Source organism: Zunongwangia sp. SCSIO 43204 (assembly GCF_019904275.1).
GTDB lineage: Bacteria > Bacteroidota > Bacteroidia > Flavobacteriales > Flavobacteriaceae > Zunongwangia > Zunongwangia mangrovi.
In genome coordinates, this window is the sequence record NZ_CP063204.1 from 2,699,499 (window position 1) to 2,713,898 (window position 14,400).

Below are 14,400 nucleotides of genomic sequence, written 5' to 3' on the forward strand. Positions count from 1 at the left end.
AATTAGAAAATTTAATTACAATGAAAAAGATAAAAATAGGAGAGACAGATTTAAACGTCGCACCCATAAATCTTGGTGGTAATGTTTTTGGATGGACTTTAGATGAAAAGAAATCTTTTGAAATACTAGATGCTTTTACCGATAAAGGGTTCAATTTTATTGATACGGCAGATATGTATTCGTACTGGGTAGATGGCGGTGAAGGCGGCCAATCTGAAACTATTATTGGTAATTGGCTAAAAAGATCTGGTAAACGAAATGATATTGTGTTGGCTACAAAAGTAGGTGGCGAAACCGGAGTTCATCCCGTAGATACCAGTAAAAAGCATATTTTAGAAGCGGTAGACAAATCACTTCAACGATTACAGACCGATCATATCGATTTATATTACACGCATTTTGATGATGAAAAAACACCGGTTGAAGAAACTTTAGAAGCTTATGATGAAATTATCAAAGCCGGAAAAGTAAGATACATTGCGGCTTCTAATATTTCACCAGATCGTCTGGAAGCTTCTTTCGCCGCTTCAGAAAAAAATGGCTTACCAAGATATCAGGCATTACAACCGCATTATAATTTACTGGAGCGTGCAGATTATGAATCTAAATATGCGCCACTGGCTGATAAATATAATCTAACGGTTTTCCCATACTGGTCATTAGCCGCAGGTTTTTTAACCGGTAAATATCGCTCTGAAGATGATCTTGGTAAAAGTGTTCGAGGGGATAGCGTAAAAAAATATTTGAATGAAAAAGGTCTTGGTGTTTTAAAAGCTTTAGATCAGGTTTCAGAAAAGCACAATACCACTCAGGCTACCGTTTCTTTGGCGTGGTTAATGGCACAGCCACATATTGGTGCGCCAATTGCAAGTGCGACCAGCGAGCGACATTTGGAAACTTTATTTGAAGCTCCAAAGCTTAAATTAGATCAAGAAGATTTGCAGCTTTTAGACAAAGCCAGCAAGTAATTGAAAAGTAGAAATGAAAAAAACTTCCTGTTGTAACGGCGGAAGGTTTTTTCATTTTTTATAGTATTTAAAAAATCGAATGATGAATAGGATTATATTTCCAATTTTAATTATGCTTTTTCTTCAGCCTATAATGGCTCAGGAATATCATAGCGATCAACTAGAAACTGTTGCCAATTTAGGCGAATATATGGCGATTGGTTTGAGTGTTTCTTCTGAAAATCGTGTGTTTGTTTCTTTTCCTTATGCTGAAGATCGTCCCTATAAATACGGTTTAACTGAAGTAATCGATGGCGAAACCAAAGCCTATCCTAACAAGAAATTGAATAAACATTCGGGAAACGAGAAAAAGCGTTTTGTAAAGGTTCAGGATTTGTATGTTGATGCGAATGATATGCTTTGGGTATTGGACTCGAAACCTTCACCTGGCGGATCAATCTTTGGCGATAGCGGAAAAGCGGAAGAAGGAAAATTCAAATTACTGAAAATCAATTTAAAAACTGATAAAGTTGAAAAAGTCTATCATTTCGAAGATTTAGATAAAACAATTTCAGGTTTAAACGATATCAGAATCGATACTGATAAAAGTTTAGGTTATCTCTCAGATCCTGGTCAGGCGGCTGTTGTTATTCTCGATCTAAAAACCGGAAAAACTCGCAGCGTTCTTAAAAATATTGAAGCCACGAAAGCAAATCCAGATGTTGTGTTAAGCTATCACGGCAAAGAGATGCGTAATAAAGAAGGAAAAGCCTTTAGCTCGAATGTGAACGGAATTGCGTTAACTTCAGATAATAAATACTTCTATTTTAAACCGATTAATAAGCTGAATTTATACAGAATTGAAACCAAATATTTGGCTGATGCTTCCCTTTCTGAAGAAAGTCTCGCAGCAAAAGTTGAAGATCTGGGCGAAGTTGGGATTACGCACGGACTTATAGCCGATAAAAAAGGACGTGTTTATTTAACCAATTCTACCGATTATTCGGTGAAATATTTTGATCCTGAAGATGGGGAAGTACATAATTTGGTACAAGATTCTCGTTTGCTTTGGCCAGATTCTTTGGGCATTGGCAACGATGGTTATTTGTATTTTTCGTGCTCGCAATTACAACGCCAGCCGGTTTGGAATGATGGTAAATCGAAAGTAGAATTTCCTTATCAGATTTTTCGGGTAGAACTACCATAAAAAACTTTCAGAGAAGCTTAACACACTTGTTAGGCTTCTTTTTATTATATTTGTATCGTGAACGATTTAATCGTAAAAGATTTTAAAATTTATTATTATGAAAACACAATATCAAACAACTGTTTCTGCCACAGGAGGTAGAAACGGACACGTAAAAAGTGAAGACGGATTTGTAGATTTCGACGTTTTAATGCCGAAAGAATTAGGCGGAAAAGGCGGAGCAACTAATCCAGAGCAATTATTTGCAGCAGGTTATGCGGCTTGTTTTGATAGCGCTTTGAATTTGGTAATCGGGAAAGCCAAAGTGAAACCAGAAGGCGAAACTACCGTAAACGCAACTGTAGGAATTGGGCCTAATGATGCTGGAGGTTTTCAGTTGGCCGTAAAACTTTCTGTAGAAATTCCCGGAGTAGAGAAGGAGAAAGCGCAGGAATTAGTAGAACAGGCGCACCAGGTTTGTCCTTATTCTAACGCAACTCGCGGAAATATCGAGGTAGAATTAGAAGTGATTTAATTCTTTTTTCGTCACCCTGGACCTGCCCGTCCGGCAGGCGGGCTAGATTCAGGGTCTCATCCTGAAATAGTATTATTCAAACTTCTTTGACTTAAGTGTGAAGATGAACTAAAACTCATATTTAAAAATCCCTTTTGGCTTACGGCGAAAAGGGATTTTTTTTATTACTTTCAAGATTGAAAATTACTACTGAAAACCTCGAAAATCGCTGAAAAATGAATGAAAAATATGAAGCTTTAAAGCTGGATCATCAACTTTGTTTTCCGTTGTATACGGCTTCACGATTGGTTATTCAGCGTTACCAGCCAATGCTGAGAGAGTTGGATATTACTTATCCCCAATATTTGGTTTTAATCGTGCTTTGGGAAAAAGATGAGGTGAATTTAAGTACAATTGCTGAAAAACTTCAGCTACAATCTAACACGCTTACGCCGCTTTTAAAACGACTACAACAACGCGAACTTTTGGAGCGTAAACGTTCTGAAACCGACGAGCGAAATATCGTAATTACACTTACTGAAAAAGGAAAAGCTTTAAAAGATCAAGCTTGTGATGTACCGGCATTGTTGGCCGAGCAACTTCCTTTAAAAGAAGAGGAAGCCAAAGAATTGTACCGATTATTATATAAAATGATCGGGAAAATGAGCGAAAAGTAGTTTTTTAACAGGAGATAGCAAGCTGAAAAATTAAAATAATAGTTGAAAACGATAAAATTTCATAAGACAGAATGCGGAGTTGACTTCTTGTTAAACGTATTGCCTTCAGAAGAAATTAAGGAAAATTACCTCACGGAAGAAACTTTTAATACCGACTTCTTTGAAATCGCCTTTTTTGAGTCTGGAACCGGATCAGTTATTATTAATCAGCGAAAAGTACCTGTAAAAGACAATTCGATTATTTTTATCTCACCATTTCAAAAGCGAAAATGGGAGTTAGTTGATCACGGCTTGAAATTTAAAATTCTGGCTTTTCAGGAGGATTTTCTTAATGATTTTTTTGCAGATAAATTATTCACGTATCGTCTCTTATATTTTTATCAGTTGGATTATTCGTTATTGATGCAGATCGATAATGATTTATTTGATAAGTATAACGAACAACTCAGCGAAATTAAAACAGAACTTATCGCCACCAAAGCAGATAGTGTACATATTATTCGGTCTTTATTGTACTATTTACTTCAGAAATTGAATCGAGAATATGCGCAGTTAAATAATTTATCGATTGACAGTTCAACGAATAATTATGCCTTCGAGTTTAAAAGATTGCTTGAAGTTCATATTAAAGAAAAACAACGAATAAGTGATTATACAGATTTGCTTAACATTAGTCGTATTACTTTAAATAAGGCTGTAAAAAAACAATTTAATGTTACTGCGACTAATCTTTTAAAACAACGTTTATTGTTCGAAATCAAGAATTCACTAATTCATTCCAACAATACAATTCAAGAAATAGCTTACCAATTGAACTTTTCAGAACCTAACCATTTAATGCGTTTTTTTAAAAAACAAACCGGAATGACTGCTTCTGAATTTCAAGACAGTTATCAAAATGGTAGGCTTTAGCAGATAAAAGGTAGCGATCTAATTTGTTCTGCTCTATACTTTTGTACCCTCATCAAAACAAAAATTATGAAGGTACAATTGATTAGGAATGCCACTATGATTGTGGAATATGCAGGAAAGAGAATGCTGGTAGACCCTATGTTCGCCAAAAAAGGTGAATTAGCAAGAGGACCGATGCCGGCAAAAGATTGGAATTGGAAAAGAAATCCCAATCACGATTTGCCCATTTCTGTTGAAGAAATCCTAAAAGATATCGATTTTGTGTTTCTAACCCATTTACATTTTGACCATTGGGATGAAGCGGCAGCAAATGCATTACCAAAAGATATCAAAGTATTTGTTCAGGATGAAAATGATAAAAAAGTCATTGCCGAAGCAGGCTTTACCAACTTAGAAATTCTTGGTGAAATCTCTAGTTTTGGAGATATCAAATTAACCAGAACCAAAGCAAAACACGGTAAAGGATTTATTCTAAAACTTGCAGGTCAGGTTTGTGGAATGGTGATGAAACATCCTTCAGAAAAAACACTTTACATTGCTGCCGATACCGTTTGGTATGAAGAAGTTGATAAAACTATTCAAAAATTTAATCCTGAAGTGATTATTGTAAACGGCGGAGATAATCGTTTTGTAATTGGTGATCAATTAATTATGAGTAAAGAAGATATTTACCAAACACATTTAGCAGCTCCTAATGCTGATATTGTAGTAGTGCATATGGAAGGTGTATATCATAACACACTTACGCGAAAAGAGCTAAGATCCTTTGTGAATGAAAAAGCCATTGAAGAAAAGATTCTAATTCCAGAAGATGGAGAAACGCTAAGTTTATAATGAAAAATACACGAGAAGAAAACAAACAGTTGGTACGTAAATTTTACGCGGCCGTAGATAAAGAAGATTACGAAGCAGCCAGTGCATATTTACATAAAGATTTTACCTTTTATGTACAGGTAGACCAACCTATCCCGGGAGCAGATGGTTTTGTAGCTTCAGAAAAAAAGAATTTTGATGCCTTTGGCGAATTTGATTTCAAAATTGTAGATCTTATTGCAGAAGGTAATAAAGTTGCTGCCTTTATGATACACGAAGGAAAACATTCTAAAAATCCTTTGATGGGATTAGCACCTAAAGGAAATAACATACGTTTTTCATTAATGATGTGGCTCACTATTGAAGAGGGGAAGATTATTGAAAAACGTGCACATTTTGACCGTACTGATATTGCAGAACAAGCCACAATGTAATGCGGTTCTAAATGTTTAAAATTTAAATAATAAAAAATTAAAAAAGAAAATTATGAGTAAACAAGCATTAATTCTTATTGATATTCAAAATGAATATTTTGAAAACGGCGGACTCGAATTGGTAAATCCGATTGCGGCGAGTTTAAATGCAAAAAAGATTCTGGATCGTTTTAGAGCTGAAAATTTACCGATTGCTCACATTCAACATCGATCAGCAGATCCAGATCAAATGCCCATTTTTGTTGAAGGAACCAAAGGAGCTGAAACGCACGAGAATGTAAAGCCATTGGAGGGAGAAAAAGTATTTCAAAAATATTTCCCGAACAGTTTTAGAGAGACAGGACTTTTAGACTATCTTAAAGAAAATGAGGTTACTGAAGTCATTATTACCGGAATGATGACGCATATGTGTGTAGATGCGACAACAAGAGCCGCGTTTGATTTAGAGTTTAAATGTACCGTAATTGGCGATGCGTGTACTTCCAGAGATTTAGAAATTAACGGTAAAACTGTAAAAGCAGATGATGTACATCACGCGATATTAGCTGCATTAGATTTTATTCCGGCAGATGTGATCAATACTGAAGAGTACCTTTCAGCTTAAAAAGAATAGACAGACGAAATTATAATACAAAAAGAGCTCGAATGTAAATTTGTGCTCTTTTTTTTGGCACCGCCAAAGGGTATAATACCCCGAGGCTTGCCTCGAAATTATAAAATTGTGTTCAACGAATGCCTCGGGGGCTTGCCCCAAGGGTTACTAAAATGTATTGCCATCTGCTACTAATATTCAAAATTCAAATTTAAAATTAGTATGAATTCGTTGTATTTCTTCCGCAGAAAACTTATCTAATCTTCAGATTTTCGAGTTTTCACATTGAAACTCGGCGCTTCGTAATCGTTCGGTAAATAATCTTTGGGGATGGTCGTCATATTCCCATCACGTTGAGCACGATAGTGTGGTGACAAAATTTCGATATCCATTTCGTTGCAACAATCCTGAATGTTTTGATGCAAATCTGAATAGATAAGCGCTTGTTTATTGGCGTGTTTTGTGTAAGCGTTTAGTTGATACGACACATAAAAATCGTCTAAGCTTGTTTGTAAGACAAAAGGTTTAGGCTGTTTTTCGATAAGATTGGTGCGCAAAGCCGCTTCGATCAAAGCTGCATAAACCGTTTTATACGGAATATCGTAACCCAAAGTCACCGTGGTATTGATAATTAAACCTTCGCCTTTTTCTTTAGTGAAGGTAGAATAATTTACGGTGTTTCCGCTTAAAACTGCTGAATTTGGAATAGTGATTTCTTCGTTTTTAATTGTTTTAAGTCGGGTAACTAAAAGCGTTTTTTCGATCACATTTCCGGTGGTGTTCCCGATATTAATACGGTCTCCAATTTTAAACGGTCGCATATAGGTAATCACCAATCCGGCAACCATATTGGCGATGGCAGAAGACGATCCCAGCGAAAGCAAAACCCCAAGAAATACAGAAACACCTTTAAAAATCGTCGAATCTGAGCCCGGTAAAAGCGGGAAAATCAGTACGAACATAAACGCATACAGCAAAAACCGAATAATTGTAAAAGTCGGCATTGCCCAATCTGGGTGAAAACCTGAGATTTGAAGTTTTTCGTCTTCAATTTCAGCAAAAATATAACGTACAGCTTTTACAAAATAACGCATTACGATAATGATCGCAGCGATCTTAATGATATTGGGGAAATAGTGCCAAATGGCTGTAAATATTTGTCCGAATGAAGAGAAAATTAGGTCAAACAGGTAATTAGACCAACCTTGTGTAAATTCGAAAACACTAAAAATAAGCGGAAAGAAAATGTAAACCACCAGCAGAATCAAAAACCATTTTAGGATCTTTAAAATGAATAAAATCACATTGAGTTCCTGCTCTGGCGTGATAAACGTGTAGTTGTTATAGGTAAGACTTTTTAGCCATTTGTCTTTTTTACTTTCTATAAAACGGATGCTTCTTTTGTTTAGAAATGCGATCAATTTTAAGGCTAGCCAAAGTCCCAAAAGAATGAGCGCAACAAAACCAATTTTTAGAAAGACGTTTTTTGGGATGTATTTACTTTCAGCAATATCAAGATTTGCAGAAATCACTTCCGCATAAAAATTTGCTAATTCCTGCTTCGATTTTTTAGTGCCAATCGTATCGAGATTAGTGATGTTGAGCAAAATTTGACTTCCGTAGATCACCTCTAAACGCTCCTGATCTTTTAAAATCTGAAGTGAATCTTTAGAAAATGTATTGGCATCGATACGCTGAATTCTTTCAGAAATAATACTCGCACGTTCTGCCGCAGGTAGATCGCCCGACTTTTGAAAGATCGAAAATAACTCTTCATTCGCTTTCCCAATCACCGGGAAACCTTGTGGAGAAAGTGGAGTAGAATTATTTATAGAATCTCTTTCTAAAGCTTGAGCATTTAAAATTTCATGCTGAAAGCAAAAAAAAAGAAGGCTTAAAATAACTAATCTTAAAAATAAAAAACGCATAAATTTTGAAAGATCGATTTTTATGAATTGCCGATCATATTGTGGTAAAAATAGTAAAATATCTTTAAGACCAATTATTTAGCATTTTGCCGATTTTGGATGTTTTTTAAGCGTTTTTAAAAGGTGACTTTCATCTGTAAAACCAAATTCTGTTGCGATTTCTCGTTTCGTGTAATTACCGTTTGATAGACGATTTTCTATTAGTTGAAGCTTATATTGTAAAAGATATTCTCGTAAAGGTACCTTCATGTTGCGCTTAAAAAATTTACCAAAGTAATTCTTCGTGGTATTAAATTCCTGTGCTAAATGCGATAATCTAAGGTTTTTAGGATAGTAAATATTATTGTGGATGTAGTTTAAAACCGGCTCCATTCCTCTTTTTAAACTTTGGGTTTCTGTTTCTTTTTCTGAAATAGAGGTATAATTTTCTAATACTTCTAAAATACTTATTAATTGAAAAAATAGAATACGTTCGTATCTGTGCCCTGCATTCTGTAAATCTGAAACCACCGCAAATTGTTTAGAAAGTAAATCTTGATCGTTTTTAGATAATTTGATCTTAGCATTTCTTATTTCTCGATTGTCCAAAATCGTTTTGTAGAGCGGAAGGGATTCAGCAGCAATTAACTCATTGTCTTCTTTGAAAAAATCTAGTGTGAATTTGCAATAAATAAACCTGGTTTCATTTTCTATTTCAAATTCATGAGAATCATCTGGTCCTAAAAGAAAAAGTGCGCCTTTTTCGTATGCAATCTCATTTTTATTGATTTTGTGTTTTCCAGCTCCTTTTTCGATAAAAATAAGTTCGTAATGATTATGGTTATGCCTGGGATGCGTCCAAACATTAGTTGTAAAATCACTAATAATAAAGGAAGTAAATTGTTTAAAACGTTTCATGAATGTTGAATCTATTCAGAAAAATAGGATAATAATGATTCTAAATGAAGTAATGAAGAGCTCTTAACAAGTATTTAAGAGGTAGAAATAAAAAACCACCTCGGTTAAGGAAGTGGTTTTTAAAACTAAATAATCTAATTAACCAGTTTGGATAGGTTGGTTATGATTATAATAAACAACATAATTTAAATTCGAAAAGGATAATTAATGGTGTGAACTCTAATAAATCCTTCTCATAGCAATTTTCTCCAAAGGTCTTGATATTTCTTGGTTTCGGGTTTGTATAAAACGGATATAAACTGGTATAAATAAGTCAATTCAGGTTAAATATCTGTTAAAGCAAATGTGTAGAATTAACTAGAATCTAACAGCAATTTGAAACAATTGCCTTTACCTTTAATAGAAAATATATAAAATGAATAAGCTAGGGATTTGTTCCTGGACGTTGGGAATATCAGATATTAAAGTCCTAATGGAAAAAGTAAAAACTTTGGGGCTTGATGGCGTTCAGTTTAGTGAAGATTGGCGTGATTACAATGCTAAAGAAGTTAGAGCAGCTGCAGATCTTTTTGATTTAGAAATTTTTGCCATAGATCCATTCAATTGCGAACCTCCAGAGCCAGAGAATGCAAATGTATCATCTGCTATAGAATTTTATAAGAATGTTATTGATTTTGCGGTAGAGACTAATACTCCCTGGGTTACATTACAGGGTTTGCCTAAATGGACAAACAATTGTAACACGAGACAAGAGTGTTGGGAAATGTTGGTACACTGTTGTAAAACCTTAGATGCTTACGCTCAGCTAAAAAAGGTTAAGATCGCATACGAATGTGTAAATCGATATGAGTCCTCAATGATCCATACTTCGGAAAAAGCCAATCAGCTTATTGCAGCTGTTGGGCATCGTAATTTCGGATTGATTCTAGATAGCTTCCATATGCATATTGAAGAATCAGATCCCGCTGAAGCACTTAAAAATTCTAAGGATATTTTATTCAGTTATCATATTTCAGATTCTAATAGGTCTGGAATAGGTAGGGGGCAGGTTGATTTTGTAAAACATCATAGCGTTTTAGAAGATATAGGGTTTGAAGGCCCTGTAATGATCGAAGTGGTGTTGCCTGAATTGGTGCCTAGGTCTACGCCTAAGAATGATTTGGAAAGAGAACGTTTAGACGAAGAGATTCGCCGAAGTGTTAGAGTTTGGAGAAACCTGAAGGAGAAAGAGTATTTTAAAGAAATTTAAAGCAAAAAACCGAATCTTAATAATCGATTCGGTTTTCTTTCTGATCCCATTTTTCAAATACGGGTAAACCTTCTTCTCGCAGTATATTTACAAAAGGAACTTTCCTATTATCGATATCCTTATCTAATTCTTCATATATAAATTGATCGTCAAATCCTATTTTAGCGGCATCACTATGCTTTAAAGCATAATAAACTTTTTTAGGACGTGCCCAGTAAATAGCACCCAAACACATAGGGCATGGTTCGCAACTGGTGTAAAGAATACAGTCTTCTAATTGAAAGGTATTTAGATTTTCACAGGCTCTTCTTATAGCAGTGATCTCGGCATGCGCTGTTGGATCGTTACTGGAAGTTACAATGTTCCATCCTTCAGCAATAACTTCACCGTCTTTAACAACTACGGCCCCAAAAGGCCCTCCAGCACCGGTACTCATTCCTTCTTCTGCTAGCGCAATAGCTCTGCGCATAAACTTTTTGTCATCTTCTGTCATGATCATTTTTTTCTATACGATCAAAACTAAATAAAAAAATAGAGTAAAAACTGTACAATTTCGATCTTATGATATTTATAACTTTAAATGAGTAGCAGAGGTTTTATAAGCCCTAATTATTTGTATGTTTCAAAATAGCATCTCAGAAGGTATGAGATACCTTTTACTTTTACATAAAATTTTTAGCGATAGAACCAAAATTTGCTGGTAAATTGGCTCCATCGTTTAAAGGAATAATACGAGATAATTGCTCCTGTTGATCTAGAATTAAGAGATATTCTCCGATCAACTGCGCTAAAAGCGTTCTATGTGATTTGCTAAGATGTGCCGTGTTAATTAATATGTAATCATCTTTTGCTCTTAAGAATCTTCTACCAATAGGATTCCAAAACCCTTTAACATCTACTTCTCTATCCAGGGATCGAAGCTCTCTCAAAAAAACAGATGATCTATCTTCATCGTAATTTTGTTGAAGGTATTTCTCTATTTCGATAAAATAAAAACTACTTAATAATATTTCATTGGCACGTTTAACAACTCGGGAAAGCTTACGGTTTCCACCATTGTAAATTAATTTCATTTTTGATTTTTTTTTTTAGGATCTATGTTTGGTTTTTTGGTCGAATTATTTTTTTAGTAAAATGAAATAACTGTGTTTAATGTTAAGTAATTTGTAGGGGGCTTTACTTACTAAAAGTACTTTTTATCTTTCTGAATATCAAAGAAATATTCATTTGTACATAAGAATTGTATTTTCAGTATTTTTTGCTGTTATTTATTTTAATAAAGCGATAAAATGATGGTGTAATATTTATTTTTTTGATAAAATCTATGATCTTATTTGATTAGAAGAATCAAAAAATACCTTATTTTTGCTCTCCGAACCTTCATTTCAACCCAGTATATGAGTCAAAAAGTGCTACTTACCGCTAAAGAAGTACAAATAATTTTGCAACGACTGGCTTGCCAGCTTGTAGAAAATCACTCTGACTTTTCTAATACTGTTCTTATAGGGATACAGCCTAGAGGAATATTTTTACTGAATAGACTTCAGGAAATTCTCGAAAAAGAATACCAGATAAATAGCCTTAAAACCGGCCAATTGGACATTACTTTTTACAGGGACGATTTCCGCAGAAGTGATAAACCTTTAGAAGCTAATAAAACAAGAATTGATTTTGTGGTAGAAGACAAACGCGTAGTTTTTATAGATGATGTGTTGTACACAGGAAGGAGCATACGTGCAGCGCTTACCGCGATTCAATCTTTTGGAAGACCTAAGGAAATTGAGTTATTGAGTTTTATCGATCGTCGCTTTAGCAGACATTTACCTATTCAGCCGGATTATAATGGTAGGCAGGTAGATGCTATAAACGAAGAAAAAGTAAAAGTAAACTGGATAGAAAACGAAGGTGAAGATATTGTTTACCTTATTTCAAAATAATTAGCGTAATGAGCGAATTAAGTGTTAACCACTTACTGGGAATTAAGTATCTGCAAAAATCAGATATCGACTTAATTTTTAATACTGCAGATCATTTTAAAGAAGTTATTAACCGGCCTATTAAAAAAGTTCCTTCATTACGAGATATTACGATTGCCAATCTTTTTTTCGAGAACAGTACGCGTACCCGCCTTTCTTTCGAACTTGCCGAAAAGAGGTTAAGTGCAGATACGATAAATTTTTCAGCAGCATCCTCTTCAGTAAAAAAAGGGGAAACGCTTATCGATACGGTAAATAATATCTTATCGATGAAAGTTGATATGGTGGTAATGAGGCATCCAAATCCGGGAGCAGGGATTTTTCTTTCTAAACATGTAAAAGCGAGTATCGTAAATGCAGGAGATGGAGCACACGAACATCCAACTCAGGCTTTACTGGATTCGTATTCTATACGTGAACGTTTAGGTGAAGTTGCAGGCAAAAATGTTGTTATTGTTGGTGACATTTTACATAGCCGTGTAGCGCTATCCAACATATTTGCGTTGAAGTTGCAGGGCGCTAATGTAAAAGTTTGCGGCCCAAAAACATTAATTCCAAAATATATCCATTCTTTAGGTGTAGAGGTCGAAACCAACCTTATCAAAGCATTGGAGTGGTGTGATGTGGCAAATATGCTTCGAGTACAGAATGAAAGAATGGATATAAGCTATTTCCCTTCAACTAGAGAGTACACTCAACAATTTGGTTTGAATAAGAAGATTCTAAATAGCCTTAATAAAGAGATCGTTGTAATGCATCCCGGACCAATTAATCGCGGCGTAGAAATTACAAGTGACGTTGCAGATAGCGACCAGGCGATCATTTTAGACCAGGTGCAAAACGGTGTGGCGATACGAATGGCTGCGATTTATTTGCTTGCATCTAAAATTAAGCAATAGATTTTTATTAAATTAGTACATCCCATTTCAAAAAGAGGCTAATGAATATTGAAAAGAGAGAAAAATATCTTTTGATTACCGATGATAAAGATTCTATAACCGATTTCACTTCTAGATTAACAACAAATAACCACCAATTCGAGACCGAAAATGTGGTTGTTGATATCCTTAAGTACGGCGCTTTAGAATTAGAGGAGCTTTTAGGGTTCTTAGAACTTTCTACAGTACATCGAGCCAGCAAGAAATCTTTTGTGATCGCTAACGATGCCATTAATATCGATAAGATCCCAGAAGAACTGGTAGTCGTACCAACGTTAAGAGAGGCTGAAGATATTATACAAATGGAAGAACTGGAACGAGAGCTTGGCTTTTAAATTCTTAATTAAATATCCTCTATTTTCTTCCAAAATCGATTTAAATGAAGCTTGATATTTTGGGCTGTTATGCAGCTACTCCACGTTCTTTAACCAATCCTACTTCCCAGGTTCTAACCATGCAAAATCAAATGTTTTTGATTGATTGTGGTGAAGGGACTCAGGTACAGCTTCGAAAAAATAAGATCAAATTCGGTAAAATTGAGCATATTTTTATTTCTCATTTGCACGGGGATCACTTTTATGGATTAATTGGACTTATCTCGACTTTCATGTTGCTTAATCGAGAAAAGGAGCTTCATGTTTACGGTCCAAAAGGAATAAAGGAAGTTATTTTACTTCAGCTAAAACTTTCTAATGCCTGGACGCCTTATCCATTATATTTTCATGAGTTAACTTCAAATAAACCAGAGAAAATTTACGAAAACGAGAAGCTTTCCGTAGAAACAATTCCGCTTAAACACAGGGTGTATACCAACGGTTTTTTATTCAGAGAAAAAGAAGGGGATCGCAAACTATTGATCGATGAAGCACAAAAATATAAAATCGACGTAGCACTTTTTAAAAGTCTTAAAAAGGGAAAAGATGTAGTTTCTGAAGATGGCAAATTAATAAAGAACGACTTGGTCACAGCACCAGGTGAAGCACCAAAAAGTTATGCGTTTTGTAGTGATACTGTTTTTTCTGAAGAAATTATCCCACAATTAGCCAATATCGACGTGTTGTATCACGAGTCTACTTTTTTACAGGAACAGCTTAAATTAACAGATCCTACCAAACATAGCACCGCAATGCAGGCAGCAACGATTGCTAAAAAAGCGAATGTGAAACAGCTAATTTTGGGGCATTATTCTACTCGTTACCCAGACATTCAATTATTTAAGACTGAAGCTGAAGAGGTTTTTCCTAATGTCGCGTTGGCTGAGGATGGAAAGAGCTTCGAATTTTAATATTTTCAGATCCTTTTTCTGAATTCTTCAAAACCAGTTTATCAAATAAGAA

The 14,400-nt window shown here is 35.0% G+C and carries 17 protein-coding genes; 13 read left to right on the forward strand and 4 right to left on the reverse strand.

All coding sequences use genetic code 11. The features are described from left to right. Positions 1-20: 20 nt before the first annotated feature. The 8 genes from INR75_RS11970 to INR75_RS12005 all read left to right on the forward strand — a co-directional run bounded on the left by INR75_RS11970 (position 21) and on the right by INR75_RS12005 (position 6,087). Positions 21-968, forward strand: a complete 948-nt coding sequence (locus INR75_RS11970) for an aldo/keto reductase (protein WP_223088993.1) — start codon at positions 21-23, stop codon at positions 966-968. Between the two features lie 79 nt (positions 969-1,047). Then, positions 1,048-2,154 carry an L-dopachrome tautomerase-related protein gene (locus INR75_RS11975; RefSeq protein ID WP_223088994.1) on the forward strand — a complete coding sequence of 369 codons (1,107 nt, stop codon included), beginning with the start codon at positions 1,048-1,050 and terminating at the stop codon, positions 2,152-2,154. 97 nt (positions 2,155-2,251) lie between these two features. Then, a complete protein-coding gene (locus tag INR75_RS11980) occupies positions 2,252-2,668 on the forward strand; it encodes an organic hydroperoxide resistance protein (protein WP_223088995.1) in 417 nt (138 codons plus the stop codon). Between the two features lie 215 nt (positions 2,669-2,883). After that, positions 2,884-3,324 carry a MarR family winged helix-turn-helix transcriptional regulator gene (locus INR75_RS11985; RefSeq protein ID WP_223088996.1) on the forward strand — a complete coding sequence of 147 codons (441 nt, stop codon included), beginning with the start codon at positions 2,884-2,886 and terminating at the stop codon, positions 3,322-3,324. 42 nt (positions 3,325-3,366) lie between these two features. After that, positions 3,367-4,236, forward strand: coding sequence for an AraC family transcriptional regulator (locus INR75_RS11990; protein ID WP_223088997.1), 870 nt, complete (start codon positions 3,367-3,369; stop codon positions 4,234-4,236). Positions 4,237-4,302: 66 nt separating this feature from the next. Beyond that, complete coding sequence (locus INR75_RS11995) at positions 4,303-5,070, forward strand: MBL fold metallo-hydrolase (protein WP_223088998.1); 768 nt, start codon at positions 4,303-4,305, stop codon at positions 5,068-5,070. Next, a complete protein-coding gene (locus tag INR75_RS12000) occupies positions 5,070-5,483 on the forward strand; it encodes an ester cyclase (RefSeq protein WP_223088999.1) in 414 nt (137 codons plus the stop codon). Before INR75_RS11995 ends, INR75_RS12000 begins: the two co-directional genes overlap by 1 nt. A 52-nt stretch (positions 5,484-5,535) precedes the next feature. Beyond that, complete coding sequence (locus INR75_RS12005) at positions 5,536-6,087, forward strand: cysteine hydrolase family protein (protein ID WP_223089000.1); 552 nt, start codon at positions 5,536-5,538, stop codon at positions 6,085-6,087. A 245-nt stretch (positions 6,088-6,332) separates the two neighbouring features. Here INR75_RS12005 and INR75_RS12010 read toward each other — a convergent pair whose 3' ends face one another. Then, positions 6,333-8,003 carry a mechanosensitive ion channel family protein gene (locus tag INR75_RS12010; RefSeq protein ID WP_223089001.1) on the reverse strand — a complete coding sequence of 557 codons (1,671 nt, stop codon included), beginning with the start codon at positions 8,001-8,003 and terminating at the stop codon, positions 6,333-6,335. Positions 8,004-8,081: 78 nt separating this feature from the next. Next, on the reverse strand, positions 8,082-8,900 hold the full coding sequence (locus INR75_RS12015) for an AraC family transcriptional regulator (protein ID WP_223089002.1): 819 nt from the start codon (positions 8,898-8,900) through the stop codon (positions 8,082-8,084). A 415-nt stretch (positions 8,901-9,315) separates the two neighbouring features. On the opposite strand from INR75_RS12015, the gene INR75_RS12020 reads away from it, so the two are divergent. Further along, positions 9,316-10,149 carry a sugar phosphate isomerase/epimerase gene (locus INR75_RS12020; protein WP_223089003.1) on the forward strand — a complete coding sequence of 278 codons (834 nt, stop codon included), beginning with the start codon at positions 9,316-9,318 and terminating at the stop codon, positions 10,147-10,149. Positions 10,150-10,165: 16 nt separating this feature from the next. Here the strand turns inward: INR75_RS12020 and INR75_RS12025 are convergent, their stop codons facing one another. Together INR75_RS12025 and INR75_RS12030 are read right to left on the reverse strand one after the other, a co-directional pair. Next, the gene (locus tag INR75_RS12025) at positions 10,166-10,642 is read right to left on the reverse strand and encodes a nucleoside deaminase (protein ID WP_092544392.1); all 477 of its coding nucleotides are present in this window, start codon (positions 10,640-10,642) and stop codon (positions 10,166-10,168) included. A 169-nt stretch (positions 10,643-10,811) separates the two neighbouring features. After that, the gene (locus tag INR75_RS12030) at positions 10,812-11,222 is read right to left on the reverse strand and encodes a hypothetical protein (RefSeq protein WP_223089004.1); all 411 of its coding nucleotides are present in this window, start codon (positions 11,220-11,222) and stop codon (positions 10,812-10,814) included. Positions 11,223-11,546: 324 nt separating this feature from the next. Between INR75_RS12030 and pyrR the strand changes: the two genes are divergently transcribed. The 4 genes from pyrR to INR75_RS12050 are packed head-to-tail and all read left to right on the forward strand — an operon-like array spanning position 11,547 to position 14,348. Then, on the forward strand, positions 11,547-12,086 hold the full coding sequence (pyrR, locus tag INR75_RS12035) for a bifunctional pyr operon transcriptional regulator/uracil phosphoribosyltransferase PyrR (RefSeq protein ID WP_223089005.1): 540 nt from the start codon (positions 11,547-11,549) through the stop codon (positions 12,084-12,086). Positions 12,087-12,094: 8 nt separating this feature from the next. Next, positions 12,095-13,024, forward strand: a complete 930-nt coding sequence (locus tag INR75_RS12040; protein WP_223089006.1) for an aspartate carbamoyltransferase catalytic subunit — start codon at positions 12,095-12,097, stop codon at positions 13,022-13,024. Positions 13,025-13,065: 41 nt separating this feature from the next. Beyond that, positions 13,066-13,398 (forward strand): ribonuclease Z, encoded by a 333-nt coding sequence (locus tag INR75_RS12045; protein WP_223089007.1) that lies wholly within the window; start codon positions 13,066-13,068, stop codon positions 13,396-13,398. 44 nt (positions 13,399-13,442) lie between these two features. Then, complete coding sequence (locus INR75_RS12050) at positions 13,443-14,348, forward strand: ribonuclease Z (RefSeq protein WP_223089008.1); 906 nt, start codon at positions 13,443-13,445, stop codon at positions 14,346-14,348. Positions 14,349-14,400: the final 52 nt, after the last annotated feature.

Excerpts from the sequence above, each read along its gene's own strand:
- INR75_RS12005 (WP_223089000.1), top strand. The coding sequence starts at position 5,536 with ATGAGTAAACAAGCATTAATTCTTATTGATATTCAAAATGAATATTTT.
- INR75_RS12010 (WP_223089001.1), bottom strand. The coding sequence starts at position 8,003 with ATGCGTTTTTTATTTTTAAGATTAGTTATTTTAAGCCTTCTTTTTTTT.
- INR75_RS12050 (WP_223089008.1), top strand. The coding sequence starts at position 13,443 with ATGAAGCTTGATATTTTGGGCTGTTATGCAGCTACTCCACGTTCTTTA.
- INR75_RS11980 (WP_223088995.1), top strand. The coding sequence starts at position 2,252 with ATGAAAACACAATATCAAACAACTGTTTCTGCCACAGGAGGTAGAAAC.
- INR75_RS12015 (WP_223089002.1), bottom strand. The coding sequence starts at position 8,900 with ATGAAACGTTTTAAACAATTTACTTCCTTTATTATTAGTGATTTTACA.
- INR75_RS11970 (WP_223088993.1), top strand. The coding sequence starts at position 21 with ATGAAAAAGATAAAAATAGGAGAGACAGATTTAAACGTCGCACCCATA.
- INR75_RS11975 (WP_223088994.1), top strand. The coding sequence starts at position 1,048 with ATGATGAATAGGATTATATTTCCAATTTTAATTATGCTTTTTCTTCAG.
- INR75_RS12025 (WP_092544392.1), bottom strand. The coding sequence starts at position 10,642 with ATGACAGAAGATGACAAAAAGTTTATGCGCAGAGCTATTGCGCTAGCA.
- INR75_RS12000 (WP_223088999.1), top strand. The coding sequence starts at position 5,070 with ATGAAAAATACACGAGAAGAAAACAAACAGTTGGTACGTAAATTTTAC.
- INR75_RS12040 (WP_223089006.1), top strand. The coding sequence starts at position 12,095 with ATGAGCGAATTAAGTGTTAACCACTTACTGGGAATTAAGTATCTGCAA.
- INR75_RS11985 (WP_223088996.1), top strand. The coding sequence starts at position 2,884 with ATGAATGAAAAATATGAAGCTTTAAAGCTGGATCATCAACTTTGTTTT.
- pyrR (WP_223089005.1), top strand. The coding sequence starts at position 11,547 with ATGAGTCAAAAAGTGCTACTTACCGCTAAAGAAGTACAAATAATTTTG.
- INR75_RS12045 (WP_223089007.1), top strand. The coding sequence starts at position 13,066 with ATGAATATTGAAAAGAGAGAAAAATATCTTTTGATTACCGATGATAAA.
- INR75_RS12030 (WP_223089004.1), bottom strand. The coding sequence starts at position 11,222 with ATGAAATTAATTTACAATGGTGGAAACCGTAAGCTTTCCCGAGTTGTT.
- INR75_RS12020 (WP_223089003.1), top strand. The coding sequence starts at position 9,316 with ATGAATAAGCTAGGGATTTGTTCCTGGACGTTGGGAATATCAGATATT.
- INR75_RS11995 (WP_223088998.1), top strand. The coding sequence starts at position 4,303 with ATGAAGGTACAATTGATTAGGAATGCCACTATGATTGTGGAATATGCA.